Consider the following 14322-nt stretch of genomic DNA (forward strand, 5'->3'; position numbering starts at 1 on the left):
GCGCTCCAGTTGTCTATGTCAGTGGGTGCCCAAAGGGCGGGTGGAAAAGAAAACACTGGCCAACGGCGGTACGGTGATCCGCAGGCTGGCGGGTAGGTCGCCCAAAGGCTGGGCAGTCGCTGTGGCCGAGCCCGCGTTGCCTACGCCGCTGCCGCCGTAGCACTCGGCGTCGCTGTTCAAAATTTCGTGCCACACCCCGGCCTGCGGCACGCCGATGCGCACACCGGTCAGCGGTTGGGGCGTCAGGTTGTGCACGGCGAGCACGGTGTTGTTGCCCGCGCGGCGCAGCATGGCCAGTACGGTGGGGTGGTGGGGCTCCATCGGCGCCCATGCAAAGCCCGCCGGATCGAAGTCGTTCGCGTGCAGCGCGGGCAGGTGGCGGTACGCGCGGTTGAGGTCTGTCACCCAACGGGCGATGCCGCTGTGGCGGGCTTTGGCCCACAGGTGCCAGTCGAGCGTGCGCTCGTGGTGCCATTCCTCCACCTGACCGAACTCGCCACCCATGAAGAGCAGCTTCTTGCCGGGGTGGGCCCACATCAGCCCGTACAGCGTGCGCAGCCCGGCAAAGCGCTGCCACTCGTCCCCCGGCTGACGCATGAGCAGGCTCTTCTTGCCGTACACCACCTCGTCGTGCGACAGCGCCAGCACGAAGTTTTCGTCGAACGCATACACGCCAGAAAAGCGGATGTCGCCCTCATGCCACTGGCGGTGAACGTGGGCGCGCTGCATGTAGCGCAGCGTGTCGTTCATCCAGCCCATGTTCCATTTCGTGTCGAAGCCCAGCCCGCCGCTTTGCACCGGGCGCGAGACACCTGCCCACGAGGTGGACTCCTCGGCCATCATGTGCACGTCGGGGAACGACTCGCTCACCGCGCCGTTGAGGTCGCGCAGAAATTGCACGGCCTCCCAGTTCTGGTGCCCGCCGTCGGCGTTGGGCAGCCACTCGCCGGGCTCCCGCGCAAAGTCCAGGTACAGCATGGACGACACGGCGTCCACGCGCAGTCCGTCGAAGTGGTACTTCTCCAGCCAGAACAACGCACTGCTGATCAGGAAGTCGCGGACCTCGTAGCGGCCATAGTTGAAGATCAGGCTGTTCCACTGCGGATGAAAGCCCTTGCGCGGGTCTTCGTGCTCATACAGCGCGGTGCCGTCAAAGCGGGCCAGTGCATGTTTGTCCGACGGAAAGTGCGAGCCCACCCAGTCCAGGATCACGCCGATACCGTGCTGGTGCAGCGTGTCGACAAACGCCATCAGGTCCTGCGGGTCGCCGTATCGCCCTGTAGGCGCAAAGTAACCGGTGGTCTGGTAGCCCCACGATCCGTAGAAGGGGTGCTCTGCCACCGGCATCACTTCCACATGCGTGAAACCCATCGCTTCGCAATGCGCGGCCAGGCGGTGGGCAATGTCCCGGTAGTTCAGCAGCCGCCCGTCTTCGTGCCGCTGCCAGGAGCCCAGGTGCACTTCGTACACCGACATCGGGCTGTCCGCTGCTGCGCGCTTGCCGCGGGCAGCCATCCATGCGCGGTCACCCCACTGGTAGTCCAGCCGCCATATTTGCGACGCCGTACCCGGTGCATGTTCTGCACGGAACGCATAGGGGTCGGACCGCTCGGCCCAGACGCCGTGCGTATCTTGAATGCGGTATTTGTAGAGGTCGCCCACGTGGGCTGCAGGCGAAGAACCCACCCAGACCCCCGACCCGTCGTCCAGCCGCTGCATGGCGGCTGGTTGCCACCCGTTGAAGTGGCCCACCAGCTCGACCCGCTGCGCATTGGGCGCCCAGACCCGGAAGGTGGTTTCAGTGGGGGTATGGTGTGCGCCCAGCCAGTCAAACTGCCGGTAGCGAGATGCAGCCGCCGAAGGCGGAGTAGGCACGGAAGCCTGCGGGGGCGTATGGAGCGGCGGCATGGGTGTGAACTCGTTGGAGTCCATGCTCTGCTGCAATGCAACACGAAGTTGCAGGAATTTACAGGGTGACTTTGTAGGCGGGGGACTACCCCTGTGAAATGCTTCGCCGAATGGCCCTGCGCGGCTTGTTGTGTAGCTGGACCACGGGTGCAGTGGCACAGCAACGGTGGGCCCCGTGGGCGGCCCGACTGAACGTTAAAACGTGCAGAGGAACATCGACTGTGGTGAAAAAGTCGACAAAGAAAAGCCCGCGCGCGGCGGGCTTTAAGTCGGGCTGGGTGAAAGCGGACCTAGGAACTTCGCCTGGGCTGCCTCCAGCGCTCAAGACGTCGTCTTGCCGCCCATGGTGCCCTGCAGCACGGCCACCAGGTGATGCTTGGCTTCCGCCAGTTGCGCTTTGTCGGAGTCATGAACCTTGCGGAAGAACGCAGCACATTCGGCAGAGCCGGCCGCCTCGGCGTCCTTGATGTATTGGTCATAGGCCAGAAGCGCCTGTGCCTTGTTCTGCATCAGGGTGATCCAGTCATAGGCCAGATCGCTCAGGGGATGGGGGTCGCTGGGTTTTTCTTGCATGGGTGTTCTTTCTGGGGTTTGCGGGGATGGGTCCGTCAGGACGAAGGGTTCCCGAAGGTCCCCTTGCGCTTCATCCACAGGCGCCGGGTCATCAGCGCCCGTCGCGGTCCGAATCGCCCGGAATGGCGCGCTCGGCGGCGTTGCTCACACGCTGCCACGCGTCGCGGGAGGCGTGCTTGGCGTTCTCCCAGTCGAGCGACGAACGCCCGCGAGCGCTACCCCAGTCTCGGCTCAATTCGGGCTCCACCTCGTCGAAGGAGCGGTCTGGAAAGCGCGAGTACGAGTCCGTTCCGTAGCGGTAGGCGGGCTGATAGTCGTCATAGCTCGCGCCCGGGTTGGCATAGGGACGCGACGTGTAGTTCTCGCGCCAGTAGCTGTCTTCGGCGACGGGGTCCACCTTGACGTTGCGGCCCATCACGGCCCCGGCCACGGCCCCCACCATCGCGCCGACTGCTGCACCCACGGGGCCCGTCACGCCGCCTGCCAGAGCACCGGCAGTGGCCCCACCGGCCACACCACCCAGCGCACCACCGAGCACGGCACCGGTGCCGGTCTTCGTTTCGGGCTCCAGGTTGCGGTTGGATTGCGTCATTGCATCGTTGCGATCGCTCATGGTGAACCTTTCAAAGTGACCGGGTAGTCCGCAAGCGGGGGCCGGTCGGTTGTGGAAAAGATTCACCGTATAAGTTTGTTTGGACGCCCGCGTCCGCCCAACGTCCTGAATGGTTGAAGGCGTTGACCTACAGGCGATGGGCCGACGAATTGCTTCGGGCCACCAGTGCACAGTCCCCAGGCAGTTACCGGTCGATGTACTGGTCTTCGAAGCGTTTCCGAGCGACCATGTGCTCGTTGGCACAACCAGTGGTACCGGGATCGGCCTTGCAGTTGGCAGAGGGTTGGTAAAACTTAGACCACGCACCGGCCTTGCGCGCCTGCCGTTCTGCCTCGAGCCGCTGCGCCAACGCCTTGGCCGAGCGCAGTTGATCGGCGTCTCGCTCGGCGGCATCACGTGCCTGTGCCTCGGCTTCTCGACGGCTTGCGTCGTCGCGCTTCATGCGTTCAGTCTCTGCCTGGATCTCTTGCTGGACCTTGCGCACCGCCAGCTCCGTTCGGAGCGCCAGGATGGCTTCGTAGGTGAACACGGCGGCAAGGCTGCCGATAAAAACGCCGAGCGCGATCTTCAGAATGTCCAGCAGGAATGTCCCGTCACTCTGGGTGGGGTGCGAACGCCTGTGCATGCTGTGCCTCCTTCGAACCAGTGTAGCCCTCGTGCCGGTGCGCACAGGGCTGCGCAGGGTGCGGCAATACGTGCGGTGGGACAGGGCGCACACCGTTGTCTCGGCCGGCGCGGGCGCTGAAGGCGAAAAAAAAGCACCCGGCGCGGGGTGCTTTTTGCATTCTGGCGTTCTGGCGGAGACGGTGAGATTCGAACTCACGGACGGTTGCCCGTCGGCAGTTTTCAAGACTGCTGGTTTAAACCGCTCACCCACATCTCCAGGAACGGAAGCTGCGCATTCTAGCCGACGGCGGGTGCTTGTTTTTTCAGCATGCCGCGCGTCTCGATGAACTGCACCACGTCGGCCACGCCCGTCAGGGTCTTGAGGTTGGTCATCACGAACGGCTTGAGTGCGCCCTGCGCGTTGGTGCGCATGCGGGTGGTGTCGGCGTGCATCACATCCAGGTTGGCGCCCACGTGGGGGGCCAGGTCGGTCTTGTTGATGATGAACAGGTCGCTCTTGGTGATGCCGGGGCCGCCTTTGCGGGGGATCTTCTCGCCGGCGGCGACGTCGATGACGTAGATGGTCAGGTCCGAGAGTTCGGGGCTGAAGGTCGCGGCCAGGTTGTCGCCGCCGCTTTCCACGAAGACGATGTCGGCGTTGGGGTGCTCGCCCAGCATGCGGTCGATGGCTTCGAGGTTGATGGAGCAGTCTTCGCGGATGGCGGTGTGGGGGCAGCCGCCGGTCTCCACACCCAGGATGCGCTCGGCGGGCAGGGCGCCGCTCACTGTGAGCAGGCGCTGGTCTTCCTTGGTGTAGATGTCGTTGGTGATGGCGATCAGGTCGTAGTCGTCGCGCATGGCCTTGCAGAGCATCTCCAGCAAGGTGGTCTTGCCCGAGCCCACCGGGCCGCCGATGCCCACGCGCAGGGGCGGCAGCTGCTTGGTGCGGTTCGCGATGTGGTGCAGGGCGGTGGCGGAGGTGCTGGAGGTACTGGTGCTGTTGGTCATGATCGGAAGAGGCGTGAGTACTGGGTTTCGTGCTGGGCCGACAGGATGGCGAGCATGGGTGAAAAGGCCTGGCGTTCGCTGTCCATCAGGCCGATGGCGTGGTCTGCGGAGGCAGGGATGGCGCCGGCCAGGCGGGCCAGGATGCGCTGGCCGGCGCTTTGGCCCAGCTGCATGGACTTGAGCGCGGCCTGCACCATGTTTTCGGTCCAGCCGAAGGCGTAGGCCAGCAGCACGTCGCGCACGGGCGCCTGGGTGAAGGATGCAGCCAGTGCAAAGGCCACAGGGTAGGTAGGGGGCAGGGCGGCCAGGTACTGCACGGCGGGCATGACGTGGTCATCGCCCTGGTGCTGGTTGCGCAACCAGTCGGCCATGGATCGGCCCATCTGCTCGGTCTGCAGGCGCAGCTCGCTCGTCTCGCGGGTGTGCAGCACCCACTCGTTGAGTTCGCGCACGTGGGCCAAGTCGCCGCCGTCGCCACGCCGCCAGGCGCCCACGGCCTTGGCGATCAGGGCCATGTCGCCGCGGGACTGGGTGACGTGCAGCTGGTCCAGCAGCCATGCGGCTACGGCGGCTTCGCTGTCGATGCCGGCGTTTTCGATGGCGCTTTCGAGGCCCTCGGAATACGAGAAGCCGCCCACCGGCAGCGCGGGCGAGGCAAGCCAAATGAGCTGCAGAAGGCTGGCGGCGGGCAGGGGAGCGGGGCGGTCGGGGCGCACGGGCAGGGGCTCAGGAGTGCGGATGTGCAGGCGTGGGTGCAGGGCGCGCGGCGTGCGGAGCCCTGGCTTCGACAGGCTCAGCCCGAACGGTGGGGGAGGTGCCGGTGCAGGTGCAGGCGCGGATGCAGATGCAAACGGTGGCCATGGTCAGTGGTCATGTCCGTGGTTGCAGTGCGGGCCGTGTACATGGCCCTGGGCCTGCGCCACCACCGGGATGGCCACGGTGCGGCCGCGCGCAGGCGCTGCGGGCTGCGATGGATCGGCCTGATGGTTGTTGTCATGACTGTGGCCGTGATCGTGATCGTGATCGTGATCGTGATCGTGATCGTGATCGTGATCGTGATCGTGCGCCGGGGATGGCGACGCTGCCTGCGCGTGGCTGTGTCCGTGCTCGTGCCCATGGGCATGGTCATGACCGTGGTCATGGCCTTCATGCCCATGCCCGCCATGGTGGTGGTGCCCGCCGCCGTGGCCCGCAGCGTAGGCGCCGCCTTCGGGCTCGAAGGGCAGGTCCTGCGCCTTCACGATGAGGTGCATGGCACGCAGCATGTCGGCCAGCACGTGGTCGGGTTCGATCTTGAGGTGGTCGGGTTGCAGCTCGATGGGAACGTGCCGGTTGCCCAGGTGGTAGGCGGCGCGGGTCAGATCGAACGGGGTGCCGTGCTGCGTGCAGTGCGTGATGACCAGCACGGGCTGCGGCGCGGCGATGACGCAGACCATGGAGCCGTCTTCGGCCACCAGCACATCGCCGCCGCGCACCAGCGTGCCGCGCGGCAGGAAGATGCCCAGTTCGCGCCCGGCGGAGTCGGTGGCGGCGAAGCGACTTTTCTGGCGCACGTCCCAGTCGAGTTCGATGGTGGTGGCGCGCTTGATAAGAACGGGGGCCAGGCCTTTGCCCTGGGAGATGAGTTTGGAGGCTTGGATCATGGAAGGGGTGTCGTTGTGGCGTGCTGCAAAACGCGCATTGTGGCCCGGCGGGACGGGGGCGGGGCGCTGTGCGTAGCCACTACAGCGGACGGGTCATGAAGAAGCTGTACGGGTCCAGGCGGTAGTCGGCAAACGGCCCGCATTCGACAAAGCCGTGCTGAAAGTACAGCTTGCGCGCGGGTGCGAAGAAGGGCTGCGGCCCGGTCTCCAGGCTCACCTGGGTGTGGCCGCGCGTGCGGGCCTCTTGCAGCAGGTGGTTCAGCAACTGGCGGGCAATGCCCCGGCCCCGGTGGTGGGCGCTGGTGCGCATGGACTTGAGTTCGGCATGCGCGGCATCCAGCCGCTTGAGCGCGCCGGTGCCCACCAGCACGTCTCCGCCCGCATTTGGCAGCCAGGCCGACCAGAACGCGATCTCGGGCTGGCGCAGTTGGTCCATGTCCAGCGCGTGCACGCTTTCGGGGGGTGACACCGCATACATGTCCTGCAGGTGTTCCTGCATGAAGGCTTCGATGCGTGGGTCGCTCAGATCGTCCAGGCGGATGTGCAGGTCTTGCAGCACAGCATTCACGGGGCGTGGCCTCAGAACAGGAAGTAGCGCTGCGCCATGGGCAGCACGGTGGCGGGCTCGCAGGTGAGCAGCTGGCCGTCGGCGCGCACGGTGTAGGTCTGGGCGTCCACTTCCATCTTCGGGGTGTAGCTGTTGTGCACCATGTCGCGCTTCTTGATGCCGCGGATGTTGTGCACGGCGGACAGCGTCTTGCGCAGGCCGAAGCGCTCGCCGATGCCGGCAGTCAGGCCCGCCTGCGACACGAAGGTGAGCGACGTCTTGGCAATGGCCCCGCCGAAAGCGCCGAACATCGGCCGGTAGTGCACGGGCTGCGGCGTGGGGATGGACGCGTTCGGGTCGCCCATCGCAGCCATGGCGATCATGCCGCCCTTGAGGATGAGCGCGGGCTTCACGCCGAAGAAGGCGGGCTTCCAGATCACGATGTCGGCCCATTTGCCCACTTCGAGCGAGCCCACCTCGTGGCTGATGCCGTGGGCAATGGCGGGGTTGATGGTGTATTTGGCCACGTAGCGCTTGATGCGCGTGTTGTCGTTGCGACTGGTGTCGCCGGCCAGGCTGCCACGCTGCACCTTCATCTTGTGCGCGGTCTGCCAGGTGCGCAGGATGACTTCGCCCACGCGGCCCATGGCCTGGCTGTCGCTGGACATCATGCTGATGGCGCCCAGGTCGTGCAGGATGTCTTCGGCAGCGATGGTCTCCTTGCGGATGCGGCTTTCGGCAAAGGCCAGGTCTTCGGCGATGCTGGCATCGAGGTGGTGGCACACCATGAGCATGTCCACATGCTCGTCCAGCGTGTTGTGCGTGTAGGGCATGGTGGGGTTGGTGGACGATGGCAGGAAGTTGTCCTCGCCCACCACGCGGAGGATGTCGGGGGCATGGCCGCCGCCCGCGCCTTCGGTGTGAAAGGCGCAGATGCCGCGCCCGCCCACGGCCGCGATGGTGTTCTCCACAAAGCCCGATTCGTTGAGCGTGTCGCTGTGGATGGCGACCTGCGTGTCGGTGGCCTCGGCCACGTCGAGGCAGTTGCTGATGGCCGCAGGCGTGGTGCCCCAGTCTTCATGCAGCTTGAGGCCGATGGCGCCTGCGCTGATCTGCTCGTGCAGTGCATCGGGCAGGCTGGCGTTGCCCTTGCCGAGGAAACCCAGGTTCATGGGGAAGGCGTCGGCCGCCTGCAGCATGCGTTCCATGTTGAAGGGGCCGGAGGTGCAGGTGGTGGCCAGCGTGCCCGTGGCGGGGCCGGTGCCGCCGCCCAGCATGGTGGTCACGCCGCTGGCCAGGGCCTCTTCGATCTGCTGCGGGCAGATGAAGTGGATGTGGCTGTCGATGCCGCCCGCGGTGACGATGTTGCCCTCGCAGCTGATGACCTCGGTGCCGGGGCCGATGACGATGTCAACGCCCGGCTGGGTGTCGGGGTTACCGGCCTTGCCGATGGCCGCGATGCGCCCCGCGCGCAGGCCGATGTCGGCCTTGACGATGCCGGTGTGGTCGACGATGAGGGCGTTGGTCAGCACGGTATCCACGGCACCGCTGGCATTGGTGCGCTGGCTTTGCGCCATGCCGTCGCGGATGGTCTTGCCGCCGCCGAACTTCACCTCTTCGCCGTAGCTGCCGGCGCGCAGGGTGTAGTCGGCCTCGACCTCCAGAATGAGTTCGGTGTCGGCCAGGCGCACGCGGTCGCTCACTGTGGGGCCGAACATCTCGGCGTAGGCGCGTCGTCCAATGGTTGCCATGGTGGGGTGCTCCGCGAAAACTGGATTGCTATGTTTTTGATAGCTTCTAGCGCTTGTGAATCAAGCGGTAGCGGCTGTTTTTAGTCAATATTCTTGTTGCCGACATGCCCTGGCTTCGACAGGCTCAGCCCGAAGGGGCGGGGCAGGCATGCAGGTGCGCATGGGCTTGCTCTGGCTACAGCGCGCCCTGCACGCGGCCCTGAAAGCCGAACACGCGGCGGTCGCCCGCGTAGTCCACCAGCTCGACCGTGCGCTCCTGGCCGGGCTCGAAACGCACGGCCGTGCCCGACGCGATGTTGAGTCGCATACCCTGCGCGGCGTCGCGGTCAAAGCCCAGGGCGTTGTTGGTCTCGGCAAAGTGGTAGTGCGAGCCCACCTGGATGGGGCGGTCGCCCGTGTTGCGCACGACGATGGTCAGCGTGCGGCGGCCGGTGTTGAGCAGGTGTTCGCCCGCGTCGATGAGGAGTTCGCCTGGGGTCATGATCAGTGAGTTATCCACGGTAGGGGGTTGCTCGCTCTCACTTGGTGGCAGAGAGCAAGGGAGAGGCGAGGGGGCTCGTGCGCTCGGCTGAGGGCGCGGGGGTCAAAGCCATCACGCCACCTGTTGCAGCAGCAGCGCACCGCCGAAGGCAGCCACGCCGGCACCGGCCAGCCGCGCCATCCACACAGAGCGCTCGCGCAGGGCCCAGCCCGCCGCCAGGCCCACACCGTGCAGCAGCACGGTGGCTGCCAGCATGCCGGCCAGGGTTTGCCAAGCGCTGTCGCTGCCCGCCAGCTCAACGCCATGGGCCACGCCATGGAACACGGCGAACACGCCCACGCCCAGCGCGGCCACGGTGCCCGGCACCCGCAGGCGCGACACCACGAGCAGGCCGGTGGTCAGCAGCGATGCGGCGATCATGGGCTCCACGGCAGGCAGCGCCACGCCTTGCAAGCCCAGCACCGCGCCCGCCAGCAGCAGTGCTGCAAAGCCCACGGGGCCCCACAGCAGCTCGGGGCCGGCACGGCGCGCGGCCAGGGCGCTCCACAGGCCCACGGCCACCATGGCGACCAGGTGGTCCATGCCGAACAAGGGATGGGCGAAGCCGCTCAGAAAGCTGTTGTGCATATGCGGTTCAGCACCGGTATGGGCGCTGGCGCCTGTGCTGATGGCGCTGGCAGCTATGAAAAATAGAGCGGCTGTGTGGCGGTGTGAGAGTGCGATGCGCATGAGGGCTCCACAGAGAGAAAGAGGCAAAAAGGCAAAGAGGGAAGAGGGTCAGACGATCGGCTGATGGACGGTGACGAGCTTGGTGCCGTCAGGGAACGTCGCTTCGACCTGGATGTCCGGAATCATCTCGGCGATGCCGTCCATCACGTCCGCGCGGGTCAGCACGGTCCGGCCTTCGCTCATCAATTGCGCCACGGTCTTGCCGTCGCGGGCACCTTCCATCACGGCGGCGCTGATCAGCGCCATGGCCTCGGGGTAGTTGAGCTTCAGGCCTCGGGCCTTGCGGCGCTCGGCTAGCAGGGCGGCGGTGAAGATCAGCAGCTTGTCTTTTTCGCGAGGAGTCAGTTCCATATCGTTTCACTCAAGGCTGGGGTCATTGGCCCGCGCGACCGCGATGCGGTCGAACGCGAGGGGTCAGTTCCATTTCGTTTTCTGCCTGAGGCATCAAAAACCACGTCCGTTCACGCTGAGCCTGTCGAAGCGCTACGCAACGCTTCGACAAGCTCAGCCCGAACGGGTTGGGGCTGAGCCGAAGGGGCCGTGCCATGGCAGACCGGGTGATCTGAAGTGATCTGGTGAACGCCGTTCCATCATAGGCAGCAAGCCCCGTGCCTGCCATACGCCAGAGGGCGCAGGTCCGGTGTCCGTCGATGGCGGTCGTGGCATGGAAACTGCACCTTCAGTCCCTGCTGCCCTCCCACCACCATGCCCCTGCCCACCACCCCGCTTGCTCCCGCCGCCGCTGCGACGGTGCAGCCGTCGGGTCAGGATGGGGACGCGCAGGCGTCGCAGCACGCTCCGCAGCAGGTCGTCAAGGTCCGGCGCGACTACAACAGCTGGGTGGCCACCGAGACCATGGAGGACTACGCGCTGCGCTACACCCCCCAGCGCTTTCGCAAATGGTCCGAATGGCGGGTGGCCAACACCGCCTTCGGGGCCGCATCGTTCCTCATCCTGGAGGCCGTGGGCGCCACGCTTCTGGTGCAGTACGGCTTCATCAACGCGTTCTGGGCCATCGTGGCCACGGGGCTGATCATCTTTCTGGCGGGGCTGCCCATCAGCGTGTATGCGGCGCGCTACGGGGTGGACATGGACCTGCTCACGCGCGGCGCGGGCTTTGGGTACATCGGTTCCACGCTCACGTCGCTGATCTACGCGAGCTTCACCTTCATCTTCTTCGCGCTCGAGGCTGCCGTCATGGCCTATGCGCTGGAGCTGGCGCTCGACATCCCGCCCACCTGGGGCTACCTCATCTGCGCCATCGTGGTGATTCCGCTGGTCACGCACGGCGTCTCGGCCATCAGCCGCCTGCAGATGTGGACGCAGCCCCTTTGGTTGGTGATGCTGGTGGTGCCTTTTGGCTATGTGTTGATGGGCGATCCTGGTGCGTTTGCGGGTGTCGTGCACTACGGTGGTGAATCTGCGCGCGGTGCCAGCTTTCAATTGCCCTTGTTTGGTGCAGCTCTCACCGTCGGCATTGCACTCATCACCCAGATGGGGGAGCAGGCCGACTACCTGCGCTTCATGCCCGCCAGCACGCCGGCCACGCGGGGACGCTGGTGGCTGGGTGTGCTGGTGGGTGGGCCGGGCTGGGTGGTGCTGGGCGTGCTCAAGATGCTGGGTGGCGCGCTGCTGGCCTACCTGGCGCTCACCCACATGGTGCCGGTGGACCGTGCGGTCGACCCCAACCAGATGTACCTGGCCGCCTATGAGTATGTGTTCCCGAACTACGGCTGGGCGGTGGCGGCCACGGCGCTGTTCGTGGTGATCTCGCAGCTCAAGATCAACGTGACCAATGCCTACGCGGGGTCGCTGGCGTGGTCCAACTTCTTCTCGCGCCTCACGCACAGCCATCCGGGGCGAGTGGTGTGGGTGGTGTTCAACACGCTGATCGCCTTCATGCTCATGGAGATGAACGTCTTCCGCGCCATGGGCGAGGTGCTGGGGCTGTACTCCAACATCGCCATCGCCTGGATCATGTCGGTGGTGGCGGACCTCGTCATCAACAAGCCGCTGGGCCTGTCTCCCAAGGGCATCGAGTTCAAGCGCGCGCACCTGTACGACATCAACCCGGTGGGCGTGGGCTCCATGGCGCTGGCGTCCGTCGTGTCCATCAGCGCGCACCTGGGCTTCTTCGGGCCGCTGCCGCAGGCGTTCTCTGCGGTGATCGCCATGGCCGTGGCCTTCGTGGCCGCGCCGCTCATCGCGTGGGCCACGCGGGGCAAGTACTACATCGCGCGGCAAAGCGAGCCCGTGGCCGTGCCCATGGTGGGCCCGGTGCCCGGCGCCACCGCCGCCGACCTGGGGCAATACCAGCGGCTGGCCGTGCAGCGCTGCGTGGTGTGCGAACGCGAGTACGAGGGGCCCGACATGGCCCAGTGCCCCGCCTACCGCGGCGCCATCTGCTCGCTGTGCTGCACGCTGGATGCGCGCTGCGGCGACCTGTGCAAGCCGCACGCGAGCATGGCCGTGCAGTGGTCGGCAGCGTTGCGCTGGGTGCTGCCGCGCGCCATGTGGCGCTACCTGGACACGGGCCTGGGCCACTTTCTGCTGTTGATGCTGGTGATCGCGCCGCTGCTGGCGTCGGTGATGGGGCTGCTGTACCACCAGGAGCTCAACACCATCGCGCAGGCCTTGACCGCGAGCGAGGTGCTGGCCGCGCCCGAGGTGGCGCTGCGCTCGGGGCTGCTCAAGGCCTATCTGGCGCTGCTGGTCATCTCCGGCATCGTGGCCTGGTGGCTGGTGCTGGCGCACAAAAGCCGCCAGGTGGCGCAAGAAGAATCCAACCGCCAGACGGGCCTGTTGGTGCGCGAGATCGAGCTGCACCGCCAGACCGACGAGGCCCTGCAGACCGCCCGCAGCGTGGCCGAGCAGGCGCGCCAGGTGGCCGAGGCGGCCCAGCGCGCCGCCGACCAGGCCAACCAGGCCAAGAGCCGCTACATCAGTGCCATCAGCCACGAGATCCGCACGCCACTCAACTCCATCCTGGGGTATGCGCAGCTGATGGGCGAGGACACGGGCGTGCCCCCGCACCGCAAGCAGGCGGTGCATGTGATCCGCCGCGGCGGCGAGCACTTGCTGTCGCTCATCGAAGGCACGCTCGACATCGCGCGCATCGAGTCCGGCAAGCTCACGCTCGACGTTGCGCCCATGCGCTTTGCCGATGGCCTGCACGAGATGGCCGCGCTGTTCGAGCTGCAGGCCGCGGCCAAGGGCCTGGCCTTCGTGTTCGACGTGCAGGGCGTGATCCCGGAGGTGGTGCGCGCCGACGACAAGCGCCTGCGCCAGATCCTCATCAACCTGCTGGGCAACGCCGTCAAGTTCACGGCGCAAGGCACGGTCACGCTGCGTGTGCGCTACGCCCGCGAGATGGCGCGCATCGAGGTGCAGGACACGGGGCCTGGCCTTAGCGCCGACGAGATCGACCGCATCTTCGAGCCCTTTGCCCGGGGGGGCTCCAGCGGCAGCAGCGGGCCGTCCGCAGCGCCTGGTGCGGGCCTGGGCCTCACCATTGCCCGCATGCTCACCGTGCTGATGGGCGGCGAAATGTCGGTCACCAGCCAGCCCGGCGTGGGCTCGGTCTTCCACGTCAAGCTCTTCCTGCCCGAGGTGCATGCCGAAGCGCTGGGCAAGGCCGCCACCGCACCCGGCAACGGCCGCGTGGCACCGCTGCGCAAGGCGCGCGTGGGCTACACGGGCGAGCGCCGCCGCATCCTGGTGGTGGACAACGAGGAGCCCGACCGCGAGCTGCTGGTGCACCTGCTGGAACCCCTGGGGTTTGAGCTGCGCCAGGCCGCCAGCGGGCACGACGCGCTCGACCTGCTGGCCACCGGGTACCGGCCCCACGCCATCTTCATGGACCTGGCCATGCCCGGCATCGACGGGTGGGAAACACTGCGGCGCGTGCGGCAGATGCAGGTGCAGGACGGACGACCGTCGTCAGACCGTGCCACGCCGGACGGGGTGTCATCGGCGGGCAGTGCTGGCGTTGATGGAGGCGCAGGCTCGCTGCCTCGGGTGAAGGACCCCATCCACTGCGCCATCGTGTCCGCCAATGCGTTCGACAAGGCGCTGGACAACGACGTGGACATCCGCCCTGAAGACTTCATCGTCAAGCCCATGCGCCACAGCGAGCTGCTGGACTGGCTGGAGCGCCGCCTGGCCCTGCAGTGGCTCTACGAAGGCGACACCGCGGCGGCTGCGCCGGCTGCCGCATGGCCCGCTGGTACGGCCCGCGCCGCCGGTGGTGTCAGCGCGCTGACCTACCCGGACGCCGCCACCCTCGCGCCGCTGCTGCAGGCCGTGTCGCTGGGCTACTACCGCGGCATTCTCAACACCCTGGACGAGATCGAGCGCAGCCAGCCTGCGCACCAGGCGTTCGTCCACACCCTGCGGCAGATGGCGCGCGAATTCCAGTTCGACGCCATGGGCCAGATCCTGGAGCAGGCCCCTTCGTGAGCACG

Annotated in this window: 13 protein-coding genes and 1 tRNA gene; 1 reads left to right on the forward strand and 13 read right to left on the reverse strand. The window is 66.6% G+C overall.

The features are described 5' to 3' along the window. Positions 1 to 18: 18 nt before the first annotated feature. From glgB to ASF16_RS00660, 13 genes are all read right to left on the reverse strand, one after another. A complete protein-coding gene (gene glgB / locus ASF16_RS00600) occupies positions 19 to 1932 on the reverse strand; it encodes a 1,4-alpha-glucan branching protein GlgB (protein ID WP_056162457.1) in 1914 nt (637 codons plus the stop codon). Between the two features lie 297 nt (positions 1933 to 2229). After that, entirely contained in the window at positions 2230 to 2481 is a 252-nt protein-coding gene (locus tag ASF16_RS00605; RefSeq protein WP_056161431.1) for a hypothetical protein, read from the reverse strand. Positions 2482 to 2572: 91 nt separating this feature from the next. Then, positions 2573 to 3094: a hypothetical protein gene (locus ASF16_RS00610; RefSeq protein ID WP_056161434.1), complete on the reverse strand. Its 522-nt coding sequence runs from the start codon at positions 3092 to 3094 to the stop codon at positions 2573 to 2575. Positions 3095 to 3278: 184 nt separating this feature from the next. Continuing rightward, on the reverse strand, positions 3279 to 3719 hold the full coding sequence (locus ASF16_RS00615) for a hypothetical protein (RefSeq protein ID WP_056161435.1): 441 nt from the start codon (positions 3717 to 3719) through the stop codon (positions 3279 to 3281). Between the two features lie 170 nt (positions 3720 to 3889). Further along, a tRNA-Ser gene (locus tag ASF16_RS00620) sits at positions 3890 to 3977 on the reverse strand. Positions 3978 to 3997: 20 nt separating this feature from the next. After that, complete coding sequence (gene ureG, locus ASF16_RS00625) at positions 3998 to 4708, reverse strand: urease accessory protein UreG (RefSeq protein ID WP_056161437.1); 711 nt, start codon at positions 4706 to 4708, stop codon at positions 3998 to 4000. Further along, positions 4705 to 5424 carry an urease accessory protein UreF gene (locus ASF16_RS00630; protein WP_056161439.1) on the reverse strand — a complete coding sequence of 240 codons (720 nt, stop codon included), beginning with the start codon at positions 5422 to 5424 and terminating at the stop codon, positions 4705 to 4707. The genes ureG and ASF16_RS00630 overlap by 4 nt, the downstream gene beginning before the upstream one ends. A 147-nt stretch (positions 5425 to 5571) precedes the next feature. Then, on the reverse strand, positions 5572 to 6351 hold the full coding sequence (ureE, locus tag ASF16_RS00635) for an urease accessory protein UreE (protein WP_056161441.1): 780 nt from the start codon (positions 6349 to 6351) through the stop codon (positions 5572 to 5574). A 79-nt stretch (positions 6352 to 6430) separates the two neighbouring features. Beyond that, complete coding sequence (locus ASF16_RS00640; protein ID WP_082516668.1) at positions 6431 to 6919, reverse strand: GNAT family N-acetyltransferase; 489 nt, start codon at positions 6917 to 6919, stop codon at positions 6431 to 6433. Positions 6920 to 6930: 11 nt separating this feature from the next. Beyond that, a complete protein-coding gene (gene ureC / locus ASF16_RS00645; protein WP_056161442.1) occupies positions 6931 to 8649 on the reverse strand; it encodes an urease subunit alpha in 1719 nt (572 codons plus the stop codon). 175 nt (positions 8650 to 8824) lie between these two features. Further along, a complete protein-coding gene (locus ASF16_RS00650; protein WP_056162464.1) occupies positions 8825 to 9130 on the reverse strand; it encodes an urease subunit beta in 306 nt (101 codons plus the stop codon). A 111-nt stretch (positions 9131 to 9241) separates the two neighbouring features. After that, positions 9242 to 9859, reverse strand: coding sequence for a HupE/UreJ family protein (locus ASF16_RS00655; protein ID WP_056161443.1), 618 nt, complete (start codon positions 9857 to 9859; stop codon positions 9242 to 9244). Between the two features lie 48 nt (positions 9860 to 9907). Then, positions 9908 to 10210: an urease subunit gamma gene (locus ASF16_RS00660; protein ID WP_055399013.1), complete on the reverse strand. Its 303-nt coding sequence runs from the start codon at positions 10208 to 10210 to the stop codon at positions 9908 to 9910. Positions 10211 to 10564: 354 nt separating this feature from the next. On the opposite strand from ASF16_RS00660, the gene ASF16_RS00665 reads away from it, so the two are divergent. Continuing rightward, a complete protein-coding gene (locus ASF16_RS00665) occupies positions 10565 to 14317 on the forward strand; it encodes an ATP-binding protein (protein ID WP_056161445.1) in 3753 nt (1250 codons plus the stop codon). Positions 14318 to 14322 lie beyond the last annotated feature (5 nt).

This window comes from Acidovorax sp. Leaf78, assembly GCF_001422735.1.
In the GTDB taxonomy this organism is placed as follows: domain Bacteria; phylum Pseudomonadota; class Gammaproteobacteria; order Burkholderiales; family Burkholderiaceae_C; genus Acidovorax.

What these genes read in the sequence shown, in the direction of transcription:
- glgB (WP_056162457.1), bottom strand. Translation starts at nt 1,932, where the DNA reads ATGGACTCCAACGAGTTCACACCCATGCCGCCGCTCCATACGCCCCCG.
- ASF16_RS00605 (WP_056161431.1), bottom strand. Translation starts at nt 2,481, where the DNA reads ATGCAAGAAAAACCCAGCGACCCCCATCCCCTGAGCGATCTGGCCTAT.
- ASF16_RS00610 (WP_056161434.1), bottom strand. Translation starts at nt 3,094, where the DNA reads ATGAGCGATCGCAACGATGCAATGACGCAATCCAACCGCAACCTGGAG.
- ASF16_RS00615 (WP_056161435.1), bottom strand. Translation starts at nt 3,719, where the DNA reads ATGCACAGGCGTTCGCACCCCACCCAGAGTGACGGGACATTCCTGCTG.
- ureG (WP_056161437.1), bottom strand. Translation starts at nt 4,708, where the DNA reads ATGACCAACAGCACCAGTACCTCCAGCACCTCCGCCACCGCCCTGCAC.
- ureE (WP_056161441.1), bottom strand. Translation starts at nt 6,351, where the DNA reads ATGATCCAAGCCTCCAAACTCATCTCCCAGGGCAAAGGCCTGGCCCCC.
- ureC (WP_056161442.1), bottom strand. Translation starts at nt 8,649, where the DNA reads ATGGCAACCATTGGACGACGCGCCTACGCCGAGATGTTCGGCCCCACA.
- ASF16_RS00650 (WP_056162464.1), bottom strand. Translation starts at nt 9,130, where the DNA reads ATGACCCCAGGCGAACTCCTCATCGACGCGGGCGAACACCTGCTCAAC.
- ASF16_RS00655 (WP_056161443.1), bottom strand. Translation starts at nt 9,859, where the DNA reads ATGCGCATCGCACTCTCACACCGCCACACAGCCGCTCTATTTTTCATA.
- ASF16_RS00660 (WP_055399013.1), bottom strand. Translation starts at nt 10,210, where the DNA reads ATGGAACTGACTCCTCGCGAAAAAGACAAGCTGCTGATCTTCACCGCC.
- ASF16_RS00665 (WP_056161445.1), top strand. Translation starts at nt 10,565, where the DNA reads ATGCCCCTGCCCACCACCCCGCTTGCTCCCGCCGCCGCTGCGACGGTG.